A 15,506-nucleotide genomic window follows, 5' to 3' on the forward strand; every position below is an offset into this window, starting at 1 on the left:
ACCATCAACATTGGAATTGGTGGCGTCCGGCAATCCGAATTCGGTTGCCATTGTTCGATTATTCGAGGTCGGAGCCCGCCGGTGAGGGGTCGGTAGGAATTGCTCCTGACGAGCTATTGCCCTACTGCGCGTCGGTGCTCTAAATTCGACGTTAGCAGCTGGCAGAATCAATGGTCAACGATGATTCCGCGCTTCACGGAAAGTCAATTTTGAATAGAGGATATCCGGAAATGAATGAGCCGAATAAATCATTTTCGCATGACGTTCTGAATACGTTGTGTCCGATGCTGGTGCAATTTGCCGCGGTCGCTCAGGAAGGGCAGATCACCAAGGCCGCTGCAGCATTGGGTGTGCCGCAGCCGACGCTTACTCGACACCTGGCCCGGTTCGAGAATGTCCTCGAGACCCGATTGTGCGCCCGCGTGCCCAGCGGCATCACACTCACTGCGGAGGRCAAGAAGCTGGTGGAACCCGTGCGGCAGGCACTGGCGATATTGGTGGCCGCCATCGACGAGTTGCAGGTCGGCGCGGCTCGTCGACAAGTCACGCTGGCTTTTCTGCACACTCTGGGAGAGCAGGCCGTACCGTCGTTGTTGCGCCGGTTCAGCGAGCAATCGCCAGAAATCAAGTTCTCGCTGATGCAAGACAGTGCCGATCAACTGCTGCGCCTGTTGCTGGAAGGCCAGGTCGAGCTGTGTGTGACATCGCCGCTGCCGACACGGCCTGATATCGGGGTCGCCCGGCTCGGCGTGCAGCGACTGGTGCTGGCGGTCCCGGAGCAGCACTACCTCGCCAGTGAATCCGACACGCCGTTGGCGGCAGCGGCCAGCGACGACTTCGTGACCCTCAAGTCGGGCAATTATATGCGTCACATGGCCGATGAACTGTGCCACGCAGCCGGATTCGAACCGCGAATCGCGTTCGAGGCGGCCGGCGTCAGTACCGTGCGCGGATTGGTCGCAGCCGGACTCGGTGTTGCCATCGTGCCCGCCGCTCCGGCACCGGTTGCAGGCCTGGTCGAGGTACCGATCACCGACAGCGGCGCCTACCGGGAGATCGGCTTGGCCTGGCGCGCGGGTGTCGATCTGGCAGAGCCTGCGCAGCTGTTCCGCCAGTTCGCCATCGACGAGTTCAACACCGTCGCCGACGACGAGGACGACGGCACCAGCATATGGAACATCATCACCACCAAAGGAGATCAGGATGAACAAGGTTCTTGACACACCCGAAACCGCGGTGGCCGCGGTCACCGACGGGCAAACCATCGCTGTCGGCGGGTTCGGATTGTGCGGCATGCCTGCGGCGCTGCTCGAGGCGCTGCTCGACTCGGGGGCCACCGATCTGCACATCATCACCAACAACTGCGGTCCGGCCRATTCCGCTGTCACCGCGTTGCTGCGCGCCGGGCGTGTCGCCCGAGTGACCGCATCGTATATCGGGGACAACCCGGTATTCCTGGCGCAGTACCTGCAGGGATCGCTGCGCGTGGACCTTGTCCCCCAGGGCACCCTCGCCGAGAAGCTACGTGCCGGCGGGGCAGGGATCCCCGCCTTCTACACCCCGACAGGGGTCGGCACCGCGGTTGCCAACGGTGGGATTCCGGTGCGATACACCCGCGAGGGGCACGTGGCCGAGCATTCGGCTGCACGTCGGGTCGACACCGTCGATGGCCGCCCGTGCCTACTCGAGCACAGTCTCACCGCCGACATCGCGCTGATCCGCGCCGAGATCGCGGACACGTTGGGCAATCTCCGGTTTCATGCCTCGGCTCGCAACTTCAACCCGCTGTGCGCCATGGCAGCTCGCGTCGCCGTCGCCGAGGTCGTGCACGTGGTGGACGCGGGCCTGCTCGCCGCCGATGATATTCACTTGCCGGAGGTGTTCGTCTCCGGCGTCGTGGAACTGAAGGCCCGGATGCACAAGCCGATCGAACGTCTGCGCACGGTGTGTCGACCGGTTTCGCAGGCGGCCACGGAAAGCCGTGTGTCATGAGCTGGACGCGAGAGCAGATCGCCGCCCGAGCCGCCGCGGAACTGCGCGACGGACAGCATGTCAATCTGGGCATTGGCATCCCCACCCTGATCGCCAATCATCTGCGGGATCGACCGATCATGCTGCATTCGGAGAACGGGATCATAGGCTTGGGCGGCTACCCCGCCCCCGGGAAGGAGGATCCCGACCTCATCAACGCGGGCAAGGAGACAGTGACTACTGTCGCGGGCGCATCGTTCTTCGACTCCGCCGACTCATTCGGCATGATCCGCGGCGGCCACATCGACGTGGCCGTGCTGGGCGCGATGCAGGTCTCGGTCACGGGCGACCTGGCCAACTGGTCCGACGGCGGGTCGGTCGTCAAAGGCATTGGGGGCGCGATGGATTTGGCCAACGGAGCCAAGAAGGTAATCGCAGTGATGACCCACCGCACCCGCGACGGCACCCTGAAACTGGTCCGCCGCTGCAGTCTCCCCCTCACCGCAGAAGGCTGCATCAGCACGATCATCACCGACATCGGCGTGCTGGACGTCCGCGGCGACCACTTCAGCGTGCGCGAGTTGGCGCCGGGAGTGTCGATCGACCACGAAGAGCTGGCAAGCCTGCTGCACCCTGCCTGACGTTCCGATCGAGGTCGACAGTTGGCGGATCGTCTTCGTCTACGTACGGTGACCCGGTGACCGAATCCGCTCGCCGACTCGACGTCGTCTTCGCACCCGGGACCGTCGCGCACAGGGGAACCGCCGCGGAACTCCTCGGCCGGGCGCTCGATGCGCGCGGCCTCACCGGCGAGGCGACGTTCGCCGCGGATTCCGCGGATCTGCAGCGCGCCGTGCGGACGGCGGCGGGCCGGGGCGAGTTCGTTGTCGTGCCCGGCGCCGGGGCATCCTTCACCGCACCGGCCTGCGGCGCGATCCGCGTCGATTTCGGGGATTGCGAGCCGGACCGCTCCGACGGCATCCGGGCCCACATCCGCGGGCGCGGACTCGACGGACTCCGATTCGCGGTCGACAGCTGGTACCACCACCGCTTCCACCCCGGGACGATCGTCCACTACGGCGACGACCCCGATCAGCGCGCCGAACTGCGGGTCCCGGACGGCACCGGACCCTTCCCCGTCGCCGTGCTGATCCACGGCGGATATTGGCGTCCCCGTTGGGAGTTCGACCTGATGGACGGTCTGGCGGTGGACCTGACGGCCAGCGGGTACGTGACGTGGAACGTCGAGTACCGGCGGGCCGCCGAGGACCGGTGGGCCGCGATGACGTCCGACGTCGCCGCCGCATTGCAGGCCGCCGGGACCGTCCCGGAGGTTGATGTGGGACGCGTGGTGGTCCTCGGCCACTCGGCCGGCGGGCAACTCGCCCTGCGCGCCGCCGCCGATGCCGCGGCCGAGGAGGCGGTGGTGTGTCCGGCGCTGGCGGTCAGCCTCGCCGGGGTGCTGAATCTGCGACTCGCCGACGAACGCCGACTCGGCGAGGGTGCGGTGGCGAACGCCGTCGGCGGCCACTGGGCCGAAGACCGGGCGGCGTACGAGCGGTCGTCACCGCTCCATCGGCTGCCGCTCGGCGTCCCGCAACTCGTCGCGTGCGGCCTGGGCGACGAACCGGATCTGCTGGAGATGAGCAGGGAATACCACGCGACCGCAGCGGGGACTCCCGACGACGTCACCCTGATCGAGGGCCCCGGCGATCACTTCGCCGTCATCGATCCCGCGAGCGAGATCTGGCGAAGGATCACCGGGGCGATCGATGCCCGGATCAGACCTCGGACAGCGTAGACACCGCCGACCGCAGCCCTGCCCCGGCACGGCCGCGCAGCAGGTCCGCGCAGCGCTCGGCCATCGTCATGACCGTGATGTTCGGGTTGACGTGCGGCAGTTTCGGCATCGCCGACGCATCGACCACCCGAAGACCCCGCACCCCCTTGACCCGCAGTTCCGGATCGAGCACCGCCATCGGATCGTCGACACCGCCCATCCGGGCCGTGCCCGCCGGGTGATACACCGTGTTGTGGGTCTTGTGGATGTAGTCGAGGATCTCGTCGTCGGTCACCGCATCCGGTCCCGGCGCCAGTTCACGGGCGATCCACCCGCGCAGCGCCTTCTGCTCGGCGATCGTGCGGGCCAGCTTCACCCCGGACAGCATCACCCGGTCGTCGTGACCGTCGCTGTCGGTGAAGTACCGGGGATCGACCTTCGCGCGGTCGCGGAAGTCCCGCGAGCGCAGCCGCACCGTGCCCCGGGAACGGCCCTGAGTGACGTTCGGTGTCAGGCAGAAACCGTTGTCCGTGGTCGGGTAGCCCCAGCGGAGGGTGTTCATGTCGAACGGCACGCTGCCGTAGTGCATCATCAGGTCCGGATGGTTCAGCCCCTCCTCGGTGGTGGCGAACAGGCCGATCTCCCACCACTGCGTCGACTCGGTGACCATCGGCCGGGACGCCTCCCAGAACACGAGACCCTCCACGTGGTCGTCGAGGTTGGCCCCGACACCGGGCGAATCGACGCGGACGGGAATTCCGAACTCCGCGAGATGCTCTGCCGGACCGATACCCGAGAGCATCAGCAGTTTCGGGGTGTCGATCGCGCCCGCGGTGACGATCACCTCGCGGCGCGCCGACACCGTGTCGTACCCGGTGAGGTCGGGGCGCTGGTAACGCACGCCCGTCGCCGTCTGCTGTTCGTCGAACAGGATCTCGCTGACCCAGCAGCCGGTCCGGACCTCGAGGTTGGGGCGGGTGCCGAGGATCGGGTGCAGGTAGGCGTGCGACGACGACATCCGGGTGCCGTCCTCGGACGCGTTGATCTGGAACCAGCCGGCCCCGTTCAGCACCGTTCCGCCGCGGTTGAACGCGACGGTCGGCAGACCGACCGCGGCGGCAGCGTCGAGAACCGCGTGGCCGCACGGATCGTTCGGTGGGACGTCACGCAACCGCACCGGACCGCTGCGGCCGTGGCCGTCACCGGGGGCGTCGTTGTTCTCCAGCCGGCCGACGTACGGCAGGATGTCGCGTGCACCCCACCCCGACGCACCCATCGCCTCCCAGTCGTCGAGCACCTCGGCCGGTGGCCAGAACGCGATACACGAATTGTGCGACGAGCACCCGCCGAGGACCTTGGCCCGGGCGTGCCGCATGAAACTGTTGCCCCGCTCCTGCGGCTCGACCGGGTAGTCCCAGTCGTACCCGGAGTCGAGCAGGTGCATCCACTGCGACAGCTCGAGGATGGCCCGGTCCCCGACGTCCGACGGCCCTGCCTCCAGCAGGCACACCGTCACCGACGGGTCCTCGCTCAGGCGGGCCGCGAGGACGCACCCCGCACTGCCGCCACCCGCGATCACGTAGTCGAATTCCAGTGCAGTGCTCCGCAGTTCACTTTCGGTCATCGAGCAAGCTCCTTGTCGATCGGTTCGGATTGCGGTGCGGCCGGTGCGGCGGCCGCGGAGTGTGACGTCAAGGTACCGATGTGGTGCCGGCCGGTGGTGAGGTACCACAGCAGTCCGAGCCCGAGGATGACGCCGATGTAGACGAAGGCGCCCCACGTGTTGTACCAAGGCTCCCCGTAGACGGCTTCACGCGGCCAGGCGAGATTGACGGCCATGCCGATTCCCCACACCACGGCGACGATGTTGACGGGCAGACCCCATCTGCCCATCGTGAAGTAGCCGCCCTCCTTCAGGTCCCGCGGCGGCCACTGGCCGCGCAGCCTCCGCTTCAGCATCGGGCCGGTCACCATCAGGTAGGCGAGGTAGATCATGATGATCGCGATCGAGGTCAACACGGTGAAGATGTGCGGTTGACCGATGTTGACCACCAGGATCAGCGCGGCCACCACTCCGATCGTCACCGCGGGCACGACGGGTGTCCGCGTCTTCGGGTGAACGCGGGCGAGCCGCTCCCCGAACGGAAGTGCGTTGTCGCGGGCCATGGCGAAGGTCAGCCGGATGGCGGCGGTGTGCACGGCCAGCGAGCACACCGTCACGGCGATCACGATGCAGATCAGGAAGATGGTTCCCAGCGGGCCCCACATCACCTGCTCCACGATGTACTGCAGACTGCCGTCGGACGCGCCGATCTTCGGATCGTCCAGGTCGGGCGCCGCCATCACGGCGAAGACGAGGATCGCGCCGCCGATCACGAACGAGGCGAGGATCGCACGGAGGATCGCCTTGGGGGCGGTGCGGCGGGGTTCCACCGTCTCCTCGCCCAGCGAGCTCGCGGTATCGAAGCCGTACATCACGTATCCCGACGCGAGAGTGGCCACCAGGAACGCACCGAGATAGCCTCCACTTTCACCGGCGCCGTAGCCGTGGGTGGAGAAGAACACCTGCGGGCCGCGGGTCGCGTTGGCGGCGAGGATGATCGCGATCAGCACCGCGGCAATGAGTTCGATGAACACCCCGGCGCTGTTGATCATCGCCATCAGACGGACACCGAGCGCGTTGACGACGGTGGTGAAGCCGATCATCACGGTCCCGAGAATGACGGCGTTGGTGGCGAAGTCGTGTTCCCCCGTACCGTCGCCGACGATCTGGAAGCCGCTCCACAGCCGAGGCAGATTGAGCTGCAGCGCCAGCACAACGGCCGACAGGGTGACGATCGACGCGGTGAGCATCAGCCAGCCGGCCGACCACCCCACCACTCTGCTGCCGAGCGTTTTCGCCCAGTTGTACACGGAACCGGCGATCGGATACTTGGCGGCCAGCTCCATGAAGCACAGTGCCACCGAGAGCTGGCCGAGGAACACCAGCGGCCACGACCACAAATATGCGGGGCCTGCAGTGCCGAAACCGAAGTAGAACAATTGGAAAGTGCCGGTCAGGATGGAAATGTAGCTGACGCCCGCGGCAAAGCTCGCGAACTTGCCGATACTGCGATCCAGGGACTCCTTGTATCCGAAATCTTCGAGTCCACTGTCCTGATCGCCGGTCGTGTTGTCGGGTCTGGTCATTCGATCACTTCCTGAGAAGTCGATGGGGTCTGCTCGCGGGCCCTGCCGAGTGCACGTCAGGTCGCGGTAAACCACCCCGCGAGAGGCGAGGTCGTGTTGTTCCAGATGTGTTTGACTTCCTGGTATTCGGAGAGCCCGGCGGGCCCGAGTTCGCGTCCGTTGCCGGACTTCTTGAATCCGCCCCACTCCGCCGCCGCCGTGTAGTAGCCGAAGTCGTTGAGCCACACCGTTCCGTGGCGCAGACGGCGCACCACCCGCTCGCCGCGGGCGGCGTCCGACGTCCGGACCCCGGCGGCGAGGCCGTACTCGGTGTCGTTGCCGAGTCGGACCGCGTCCTCCTCGGTGGTGAATCGCTCGACGGTGAGGATGGGCCCGAACGTTTCCTCCTGCACGATCCGCATCGTGCGGTCGCAGTGGTCGAAGATGGTGGGCAGGTAGTAGCTGCCGCCGTCCAGCGCGGGATCGGCGGGCCGGGAGCCGCCCGTCCGGAGCGTCGCTCCCTCGGAGATACCCAGTGCGACATAGGATTCGATCTTGTCGCGCTGCGCCGCCGACACGAGCGGTCCGGTCTCGCTGGCCGGGTCGAGTCCCGGGCCGACGCAGATGGCCTCGGCGCGCGAGACGAGCGCGGCGACGAACTCGTCGGCGATCGACTCCTCGACGATCAGGCGCGTCCCGGCCGAGCACACCTGACCCGAATGCAGGAAGACTCCGGTGAGCACCTGGTCTACCGACGACTCCCAGTCGGCGTCCGCGAAGACGAGGTGCGGATTCTTCCCGCCGAGTTCCACGGCGACCTTCGTGACGTGCTTCGCGGCCGTCTCCAGGATGGTGGTACCGGTGGCGAGTCCGCCCGTGAACGAGATGAAGTCCACGTCGCCGGTGTCGGTGAGGGCGGGGCCGAGGTCGGCGCCGCTGCCCTGCACGAGGTTGACCACCCCGGCGGGCACACCGGCCTCCTCGATCAGCCGAGTGAACGCGATCGTGCTCAGCGGCGTGACTTCGCTGGGTTTGAGCACCATCGTGCAGCCGGCCGCCAACGCCGGCGCCACCTTCCAGGAGATCTGCAGCAGCGGGTAGTTCCACGGTGCGATGAGGACGCACACCCCGATCGGTTCGCGGACGACGCGGGAGACGACGGCGGGGTCACCCACGTCGACGACGCGGTCGCTCGAGACGAGGGCCAGCCTGGCGTAGTACCGGAACACGGAGACGACGTCGTCGATGTCGATTCGGCTCTCCACCAACGTCTTACCGGTGTCGACCGTCTCGATGCGCGCCAGTTCCTCCTTGTCGCGCTCGAGGAGATCGGCGATACGCGACAGCAGCGACGATCGCGTGGCGACCGGCGTCTCCGGCCAGTCCCCGGCATCGAAGGCCGCCCGGGCCGCCTGTACTGCTCGCCCGGCGTCTTCGGGCGACGCCTCGTCGACGGTGGCGATCACGTTGCCGGTTGCCGGGTCGATGCAGTCGCGGGTGCGCCCCGATGTCGCAGCCACCCACTCCCCCGCGATGAAATTCACCGTGCCGAACAATTTCTGGACGTCGAGATCAGCAGATAGTGCCGACATCTTCATAGTGTGTCCGAAACCCTTTCGTGTTCAGATTCTTTCGTTGGGCCGACGATGAGCGGATCACGGGAGACGTCCCGGTACAGCGAGACGCACAGTCCGATCATCACCAGCAGGAACGGCGCGGCCGCGATGATCGTCATCGTCTGCAGCCCCTGAAGGGCGTCCGAGCCGCCGGTCCAGAGGATGAGCGCCGCGGTGCCGCCGGTGAGCGTGCCCCAGAACACGACGATCCGTTTGCTCGGGTGCCGGGTCCCCCGCTCCGACAGGGTGCCCATCACGAGCGATGCCGCGTCGGCTCCGGAGACGAAGAACAATGCCACCAGCACCATGACCAGCACGGTGGAGACACCGGCGAGCGGCAGGTGGTCGAGCATTCCGAACAACTGTCCCTCGGTCGACGACTGGGACGCCACATCGGTGCCGTCACGTTGCACCCCGATGGCGGAACCTCCGAACACCGCGAACCACACGAGGCTGACCGAGGTGGGAATGACGATCACACCGACGACGAACTGCCGGATGGTGCGGCCACGGCTGATCCGGGCCAGGAACATGCCGACGAACGGGGTCCACGACACCCACCACGCCCAGTAGAAGATCGTCCACGACGACAGCCACGACGCGGTGTCGTCGCCGGCACTCGCGGCGGTGCGACCCGACATCGTCGCGAGTTGCGCGCTGTAGTCGGCGATGGTGGTGGGCAGCAGATTGAGGATCAGCACCGTGGGGCCGAGGACGAACACGAAGACGGCCAGCACGATGGCCAGCACCATGTTGATGTTGGACAACCAGTGGATTCCGCGGGCAACACCGGACACCGCCGAGGCAACGAACGCGAACGTCAGCAACCCGACGAGGGCCACCAGGGCGAATGTGCCGACCTCGCCCATCCAGCCGATGATCTCGAGCCCGGACCCGATCTGGAGGGCACCGAGGCCGAGCGACGCGGCGGTGCCGAACATCGTCGCGATGATCGCGAGCACGTCGATCACCTTGCCCGCCGCCCCCTCGGCGCGACGGCCGAGGAGCGGGACGAACGCAGAGCTGATGAGTTGCTTGCGGCCCCGCCGATAGGAGCCGTAGGCGATCGACAATCCGACGACCGCGTAGATCGCCCACGGGTGCAGTCCCCAGTGATACATCGTCGTGGCCATCGCCGACCCGGCGCTGCCGTCGGTCCCGGGAGGCGGGCTCACCATGTGCGCGAGGGGTTCCGCGACGCCGTAGAACATCAGCCCGATCCCCATGCCGGCGCTGAACATCATCGCGATCCAGCTGACCGTCCGGAACTCCGGCTTCTCGCCGTCCTTGCCGAGCGGAATCCGGCCGTACCGGGAAAACGCCAGGAACAGCGAGAAGAGGACGAACCCGGTGGCCGCGGTGATGAACAACCACCCCATGTCGGCGACGAGCCACCCGAGGGCCGCGTTCGAGACGAGCGCGAGGTTCTCCGGCGCCAGCAGGCCCCACAGGATGATGCCCACCCCGACTCCCGCCGCGGCGCCGAACACCACCTTGTCGACACCGCCCCGCGGCGCGGCGTGGGCGGGTGTCGCGCGCTCCGGTTCCGGCGCCTGCACTTCGGGAGGGTCGATCACCCTCGGTTGCTCGCCGGCGTACGTCATTTCGCGTCCCCACCCAGCCGGGTCAGTAACCAGTCGTGGAATTCGCCGATGTGATGCTCCGCGGGCACCAGCACACCCCCGTCGCGGTAAGCCTTCGACGACATCGTCGGCTGCGTCCGCTCGCACGCATCGAAGTCCTGCTGGTTGACCCGGTGGAACAATTCGACCGAGCGGGAGACGTCGCGTCCCGACGCCGTGACGTCCGGCGCGTACAGCCAGTCGCATTCCACGATGGTGCGGTCCGCGGACATGGGGTACATGCGGTGGAAGATGACGTGGTCGGGCACGAGGTTCACGAAGACCTGCGGCCGCACGGTGATGGCGTAGTACTTGCGGTCCTGGTCGTCGCTGATGCCGGACAACGCCTCGAATCCGCCGCTTCCGTCGATGGTGAAGCCCTCGACTTCATCGCCGAAGGCGGCACCGTGCCCCACGAAGTACTGTGCGGCAAGGCCGTCCGCGAACTCCGGAAGCACCTCGGTGAGTTCCGGGTGAATGGTGGCGCAGTGGTAGCACTCCATGAAGTTCTCGATGATCAGCTTCCAGTTGGCCGCGACGTCGTAGGTGATCCGTCGGCCGAGTTCCAGGGTTCCGATCTCGTACCGGTCGATGGCGGCCGGATCGCCGAGCCGTTCGGTGACGGACCCGATGACCTCGTCCTCGAACGACGGCGGTTCGTCCGCGAGGCACACCCAGGCGTAACCGAGCCACTCGCGCAGCGCGACCGGCACCAGCCCGTACCGCACCCGGTCGATGTCGGCTCCGGTCTCGTCGCGCAGCGCGGCCATGTTCGGCGCGGCGACCAGTTTGCCGTCGAGTCCGTACGTCCACGCGTGGTACGGGCACTGCAGGTTCCGCCGAACCTGGCCTTCGTCCTCCGTGCAGAGCATGGCGCCGCGGTGCCGGCAGATGTTGAGGAACGCCYTGAGGGCGCCGTCCCGGCCGCGGACGACGAGGACGCTCTCCCTGCCGACGGTGACCTTCTTGAACGCGCCGGCGTCGGCGAGATCAGCGGTGCGGGCGGCGCAGAACCACATCGCCTCGAAGACGTTCTCCTGCTCGCTCACGAAAATGTCGGGGTCGGTGTAGTAGCGACCCCCCAGAGTGGGGATCAGTGCCGGGGCGGGCGCGGGGGCTTGGACGTCCGGAGCGGACATAGATGTCACCGTTCTTTCGTTACGGGAAAGATGCGTTCGGTCGGGGCTGTGACCTGGAATCTGTGGGCGTGTGGGGGCGCGGATCCGCCCGGCGAAACGACGCGCATGGATCCGGTCGGCTGCGGAGACTGCTCTCCGCAGGGCCGTCGCGATCCCGGGCTTGTTGCGTCATCGGCAACGCTAAGCGATTTACACAACTTAGACTGTCGCAGACGGGAGTGTCAAACATCACATTCGGGAGTTCTTTCGTGGGCGTGACGCCCCCGAAACACGGCATTAACGAAATGCCCGAATTACCGACGGGTAGAACGTTCCGCGTTGGGAGAGAAGGCCTTCCGGAGACGGAAGGATGAGGCCGGTGCCGCGGCGCCCGAATTGTCCGATCGATTTCCGGCCGTCGACGGGCCACGGAGGCGTCCGCGACCGCCCTCGGGCACCGCCCCACAGATGGCGTCTACGCTGCTACGATGCCGCGCCGTCCGACTGCTGGGCCTCGATGCGCGCGACGGCGCCCGCGAGCTCGAGGGCGACAGCCTCGAAGCGGTCCCTGGCGAGCCGGTACTCGGGGCCCGACACGCAGATGGACGCCACGATCCGCTTCGTCACCTGACTGCGCACGGGCACCGCCACCGAGTGCAGCCCCGCTTCCAGTTCCTCCGCCGTGGACGCCCACCCGCGCGACCGCACCCGCGCGAGTTCGACGCCGAGCGCGTGGAGGTCCGTGATGGTGTTGGGGGTGAGTGCGGGAAGATCCGGTCCCAGCCGGCTCTGCAGCTGGCCGCGCGTCAGCTCGGAGACCAGCACTTTTCCGGTTGCGGTGGCGTGCGCGGGACTCACCTGACCCACCCACGATCGCAGGGCGACGCGCCGGTCGCTGCGCGATTCGAGCACGTTGATCGTGCCGGCCCCGTCGAGGACGGCCAGGTTGACGGTCTCCCCGAAGGCGTCGGCCAGCCGATCGCATTCCGGCTGCGCGATCTCGACGAGCCCGCTCTGCGCCACGGTCGCCTCGGCGAGCCGGACGACGGCGAATCCCAGCTGGTACTTGCCGCGCACGCCGGCTTCCTCCACGAAACCCCGCTGCTGCAGGGATGTGATCAGCCGGGAGACCGTCGACTTGTGCACGCCGAGGCGCAGGGCGATCTCCGAGACACCGATGCGCCTCTCGGACGCGACGATCTCGAGCACGTCGATGGCGCGTTCGACCGCGTGCACCGTCTTTCCGCGCGCTTCGGTCCCCTGGGCCTCCGAATCGGTCATGCCCCGAGGTTATGCCTCCACCGATCCGGTACGCAGTTTTTACACGCGAACGCTTGACACCACGGGGAGGCAGCCTGGAGCATTGTGTTGCACGCCTCGCAAGTCGTCGCGTATAGCGCAACAACTGCACTTCCACTCTTGTCCTTCCTCCCCAACGCTTCGGAGGTATCGAGTGATTCTCGATAGCGATTCCCCAGCTGCAGTCGACACCGGCATCACGGTTCCGGTGTGCGAGTTCATCGCGCTCCCGGTCGGCGAAGTCGCCACCGTCACCCCGCCCGGCATGACCCCGATCTCCGTCTTCCACACCGAAGACGGCCTGTACGCCATCGACGACACCTGCACCCACCAGGACGCGTCGCTCGCCGACGGCTGGGTCGAGGGCTGCACCGTCGAGTGCCCGCTCCACGAGGCCTGCTTCGACCTGCGCACCGGCGTGCCGTCCGGTCCGCCCGCCAAGATCCCGGTGCGCACCCACGCAGTCTCGGTCGTCGACGGCACCGTCGTACTCCACGTGGCGAACGGAGAGCACTGATGAACGCGATCCCCGAATCCGTCATCGTCCTCGGCGCGTCGCTCGCCGGTCTCTCCGTCGTGCGCGCCCTGCGTGAAAAGGGCTACGCAGGTGCCCTCACGGTGGCGGGCAGCGAGTCGAGTCTGCCCTACGACCGGCCACCGCTGTCGAAGGAGTACCTGACCGGCGCACTCTCGGACGCCGACCTGTCACTGATGACCACCGACGACGACGGCCTCGACGTCGCATGGCACCGCAACCGGACGGCGACCGGGCTCCTGCGTGCCCCCGACGGACGTCACCGGGTGATCTTCGGCGACGATTCCTACCTCGACGCCGACGCTGTCGTCGTCGCAACGGGCGCCCGTGCCCGCACCCTGCCCGGGCACACCGGCCTCGCGGGCGTCCACACGCTACGCTCCGTCGAAGATGCCCTGTCGTTGCGTGAATCACTTTGTCGCACCACGAATCTCGTAGTCGTCGGCGCCGGTTTCATCGGTGCGGAGGTCGCCTCCAGCGCTGTCGGGATGGGACTCGACGTGACCGTCGTCGAGGCGTCGCCGACACCTCTTGCCGGACCACTCGGCATCGAACTCGGCGCGATCTGCGCCGGACAGCATGCAGTGAACGGGGTGCGGCTCCTGACCGGCGCGGTCGTCGAGCGGCTCCTCGGAGACGACACCGTCACCGGCGTCCAACTCCGCGACGGCACGATCCTGCCCGCCGACACCGTGGTGGTCGGGATCGGCGCGGTACCGAATGTCGAGTGGGCGGGCGACTCCGAACTGCTCGTCGACGACGGGTTCGTCACGGACGCCCAGTGCCGGACCAACGTTCCCGGTGTCTACGCGATCGGCGACTGCGCACAGTCCTTCGACGAGACCCACCAGTCGCATCACCGCAGCGAGCACTGGAGCAACGCCGTCGCGCAGGCGGGCGCGGTCGCCGACACGATCCTCGCGTCGACACCCGGCCCCGCGGCGATCCCCTACTTCTGGTCGCACCAGTACGGCAAGATGCTGCAGTTCGCGGGCACCCGGAACGCGACCGACGAAGTCCGGTTCGTGGACGGCGATCCCGGGACGGGCTCGTTCGTGGCCACGTACGACCGGAACGGCGACACCGTCGGGGTCTTCGCGATGAACAATCCCCGGTTGTTCACGCGGTACAAGAAGCAACTCGCGAAGTCGCGAGCCTGAGGCGGGATCCGACGGTGACGACTCGAGCGACGCTACGGCGCGGCGTAGCCCAGCCGGCTGCTGATCCGCTGGGCGGTATCGAGCGCCGCCCGGGCGACCTCGTCGAAACGCTCCGGCAACAGCCGGTATGCGGGACCGGAAACACTCAGCGCAGCAATCACTCTCGCCGTGTAGTCACGGATCGGCACGGACACGGCGTTCATGCCGACCTCGAGCTCCTCCTCGGACTGCGCCCAGCCGCGGTCGAGGATGGTGGCGATCGACTCGGACAGCGTCGCCAGGTGGGTGATCGTGCGCGGAGTCAGGGCGATGAGACTGCCCCCGACACTGTCGGCGATCTCGGCGTCGGACAGTTCGCTCAGCAACAGCTTCCCGCTCGACGTCGCGTGGGCGGGGCTGCTCTGCCCCACCCACGTGTTGGTTCCGACTCCGGACGGCCCGTCCGCTTTGACGACGCTCACGGAACGGTCACCGTCGAGAATCGAGATATTGACACTCTCACCGACCGTTTCCGCGAGTTCAGCGCACAATTCCTGACTTTGTCGCACCAGGTCACCGTCCGGGGACGCGGTGCGGGCGAGGCGGACCAGAGAATTCCCGAGCCGGAATTTTCCCCGATTCTTCAATTGCGACACATATCCGCGCGAATCGAGAACGGCGACAAGTCGCGACGCCGTCGACTTGTGAACTCCCAATTCGTCGGCGATCTCCGTGACGCCCGCGGTGCCGAGCCTGGCGAGGATTTCGAGCACTGCCAGCGCACGGTCCACCGACTGCACGGCGCCGGCAGGACGGTTCCGATCCCCATTCGAGTTATCGTCCAATTCATTCATCGCAATTCTCAGGATAGGCGACTTCGTCCCATGGCGTGGCAGGCCTCCGCGCCGGAAATTCACGTCACGTGATCGACTCTCCGACATTCCCGAGCCCAATATGTTGATATATCAATTACCGACCCCGTCGCGATATTGCGCGCCCGCAGCGTCAACCCGTCGACTTCCCGCAGCACCYACCCAATCAGGAGAACCGTCATGACTTCACCGCGCGTCGTGATCATCGGAGCCGRCATCGTCGGTGCGAACCTGGCCGACGAGCTCACCGCTCGTGGCTGGGACAAGATCACCGTCCTCGACCAGGGGCCGCTGCCACTGACCGGCGGCTCCACCTCCCACGCGCCGGGACTGGTGTTCCAGACGAACGCCTCGAAGACGATGACCGAACTCGCCCGCTACACCGT

14 protein-coding genes are annotated in these 15,506 nt (G+C 66.9%); 7 read left to right on the forward strand and 7 right to left on the reverse strand.

Annotation, left to right across the window (positions count from 1 at the left end; translation table 11 throughout):
- The first annotated feature begins 230 nt into the window (after positions 1 to 230).
- From AC1DWT_RS43040 to AC1DWT_RS43055, 4 genes are read left to right on the forward strand one after another with little or no spacing between them, the layout of a single operon-like run.
- Positions 231 to 1,220 (forward strand): LysR family transcriptional regulator, encoded by a 990-nt coding sequence (locus AC1DWT_RS43040; RefSeq protein WP_477925442.1) that lies wholly within the window; start codon positions 231 to 233, stop codon positions 1,218 to 1,220.
- On the forward strand, positions 1,204 to 1,992 hold the full coding sequence (locus AC1DWT_RS43045) for a CoA transferase subunit A (protein WP_477925444.1): 789 nt from the start codon (positions 1,204 to 1,206) through the stop codon (positions 1,990 to 1,992). Before AC1DWT_RS43040 ends, AC1DWT_RS43045 begins: the two co-directional genes overlap by 17 nt.
- Entirely contained in the window at positions 1,989 to 2,612 is a 624-nt protein-coding gene (locus AC1DWT_RS43050; RefSeq protein WP_477925446.1) for a 3-oxoacid CoA-transferase subunit B, read from the forward strand. Before AC1DWT_RS43045 ends, AC1DWT_RS43050 begins: the two co-directional genes overlap by 4 nt.
- Positions 2,613 to 2,668: 56 nt before the next feature.
- Complete coding sequence (locus tag AC1DWT_RS43055) at positions 2,669 to 3,772, forward strand: alpha/beta hydrolase family protein (protein ID WP_477925448.1); 1,104 nt, start codon at positions 2,669 to 2,671, stop codon at positions 3,770 to 3,772.
- On the opposite strand, the gene AC1DWT_RS43060 is transcribed toward AC1DWT_RS43055, so the two are convergent.
- The 6 genes from AC1DWT_RS43060 to AC1DWT_RS43085 form a co-directional block, all read right to left on the reverse strand.
- A complete protein-coding gene (locus AC1DWT_RS43060; protein WP_072944004.1) occupies positions 3,753 to 5,375 on the reverse strand; it encodes a GMC family oxidoreductase in 1,623 nt (540 codons plus the stop codon). The two genes, AC1DWT_RS43055 and AC1DWT_RS43060, sit on opposite strands and share 20 nt — an antisense overlap.
- On the reverse strand, positions 5,372 to 6,940 hold the full coding sequence (locus AC1DWT_RS43065) for an APC family permease (protein WP_072944002.1): 1,569 nt from the start codon (positions 6,938 to 6,940) through the stop codon (positions 5,372 to 5,374). Before AC1DWT_RS43065 ends, AC1DWT_RS43060 begins: the two co-directional genes overlap by 4 nt.
- A gap of 56 nt (positions 6,941 to 6,996) precedes the next feature.
- On the reverse strand, positions 6,997 to 8,517 hold the full coding sequence (locus tag AC1DWT_RS43070) for an aldehyde dehydrogenase family protein (protein ID WP_477925451.1): 1,521 nt from the start codon (positions 8,515 to 8,517) through the stop codon (positions 6,997 to 6,999).
- Positions 8,514 to 10,139, reverse strand: coding sequence for a BCCT family transporter (locus AC1DWT_RS43075; RefSeq protein WP_378689466.1), 1,626 nt, complete (start codon positions 10,137 to 10,139; stop codon positions 8,514 to 8,516). Before AC1DWT_RS43075 ends, AC1DWT_RS43070 begins: the two co-directional genes overlap by 4 nt.
- Positions 10,136 to 11,296: an aromatic ring-hydroxylating oxygenase subunit alpha gene (locus tag AC1DWT_RS43080; protein ID WP_477925453.1), complete on the reverse strand. Its 1,161-nt coding sequence runs from the start codon at positions 11,294 to 11,296 to the stop codon at positions 10,136 to 10,138. The genes AC1DWT_RS43075 and AC1DWT_RS43080 overlap by 4 nt, the downstream gene beginning before the upstream one ends.
- Before the next feature lie 462 nt (positions 11,297 to 11,758).
- On the reverse strand, positions 11,759 to 12,556 hold the full coding sequence (locus AC1DWT_RS43085; RefSeq protein ID WP_095865907.1) for an IclR family transcriptional regulator: 798 nt from the start codon (positions 12,554 to 12,556) through the stop codon (positions 11,759 to 11,761).
- Positions 12,557 to 12,728: 172 nt separating this feature from the next.
- On the opposite strand from AC1DWT_RS43085, the gene AC1DWT_RS43090 reads away from it, so the two are divergent.
- Together AC1DWT_RS43090 and AC1DWT_RS43095 are read left to right on the forward strand one after the other, a co-directional pair.
- On the forward strand, positions 12,729 to 13,091 hold the full coding sequence (locus AC1DWT_RS43090) for a bifunctional 3-phenylpropionate/cinnamic acid dioxygenase ferredoxin subunit (RefSeq protein ID WP_072943997.1): 363 nt from the start codon (positions 12,729 to 12,731) through the stop codon (positions 13,089 to 13,091).
- Complete coding sequence (locus tag AC1DWT_RS43095) at positions 13,091 to 14,269, forward strand: NAD(P)/FAD-dependent oxidoreductase (protein WP_387492806.1); 1,179 nt, start codon at positions 13,091 to 13,093, stop codon at positions 14,267 to 14,269. The genes AC1DWT_RS43090 and AC1DWT_RS43095 overlap by 1 nt, the downstream gene beginning before the upstream one ends.
- A 32-nt stretch (positions 14,270 to 14,301) precedes the next feature.
- Here AC1DWT_RS43095 and AC1DWT_RS43100 read toward each other — a convergent pair whose 3' ends face one another.
- Complete coding sequence (locus AC1DWT_RS43100) at positions 14,302 to 15,102, reverse strand: IclR family transcriptional regulator (protein WP_072943993.1); 801 nt, start codon at positions 15,100 to 15,102, stop codon at positions 14,302 to 14,304.
- 198 nt (positions 15,103 to 15,300) lie between these two features.
- Here AC1DWT_RS43100 and AC1DWT_RS43105 point away from each other — a divergent pair.
- On the forward strand, positions 15,301 to 15,506 hold a 206-nt coding region (locus tag AC1DWT_RS43105), incomplete at its 3' end, for an FAD-dependent oxidoreductase (protein WP_477925457.1).

The organism is Rhodococcus sp. P4_B6 (assembly GCF_056402215.1).

What these genes read in the sequence shown, in the direction of transcription:
- AC1DWT_RS43050 (WP_477925446.1), top strand. Translation starts at nt 1,989, where the DNA reads ATGAGCTGGACGCGAGAGCAGATCGCCGCCCGAGCCGCCGCGGAACTG.
- AC1DWT_RS43060 (WP_072944004.1), bottom strand. Translation starts at nt 5,375, where the DNA reads ATGACCGAAAGTGAACTGCGGAGCACTGCACTGGAATTCGACTACGTG.
- AC1DWT_RS43065 (WP_072944002.1), bottom strand. Translation starts at nt 6,940, where the DNA reads ATGACCAGACCCGACAACACGACCGGCGATCAGGACAGTGGACTCGAA.
- AC1DWT_RS43070 (WP_477925451.1), bottom strand. Translation starts at nt 8,517, where the DNA reads ATGAAGATGTCGGCACTATCTGCTGATCTCGACGTCCAGAAATTGTTC.
- AC1DWT_RS43075 (WP_378689466.1), bottom strand. Translation starts at nt 10,139, where the DNA reads ATGACGTACGCCGGCGAGCAACCGAGGGTGATCGACCCTCCCGAAGTG.
- AC1DWT_RS43085 (WP_095865907.1), bottom strand. Translation starts at nt 12,556, where the DNA reads ATGACCGATTCGGAGGCCCAGGGGACCGAAGCGCGCGGAAAGACGGTG.
- AC1DWT_RS43095 (WP_387492806.1), top strand. Translation starts at nt 13,091, where the DNA reads ATGAACGCGATCCCCGAATCCGTCATCGTCCTCGGCGCGTCGCTCGCC.
- AC1DWT_RS43100 (WP_072943993.1), bottom strand. Translation starts at nt 15,102, where the DNA reads ATGAATGAATTGGACGATAACTCGAATGGGGATCGGAACCGTCCTGCC.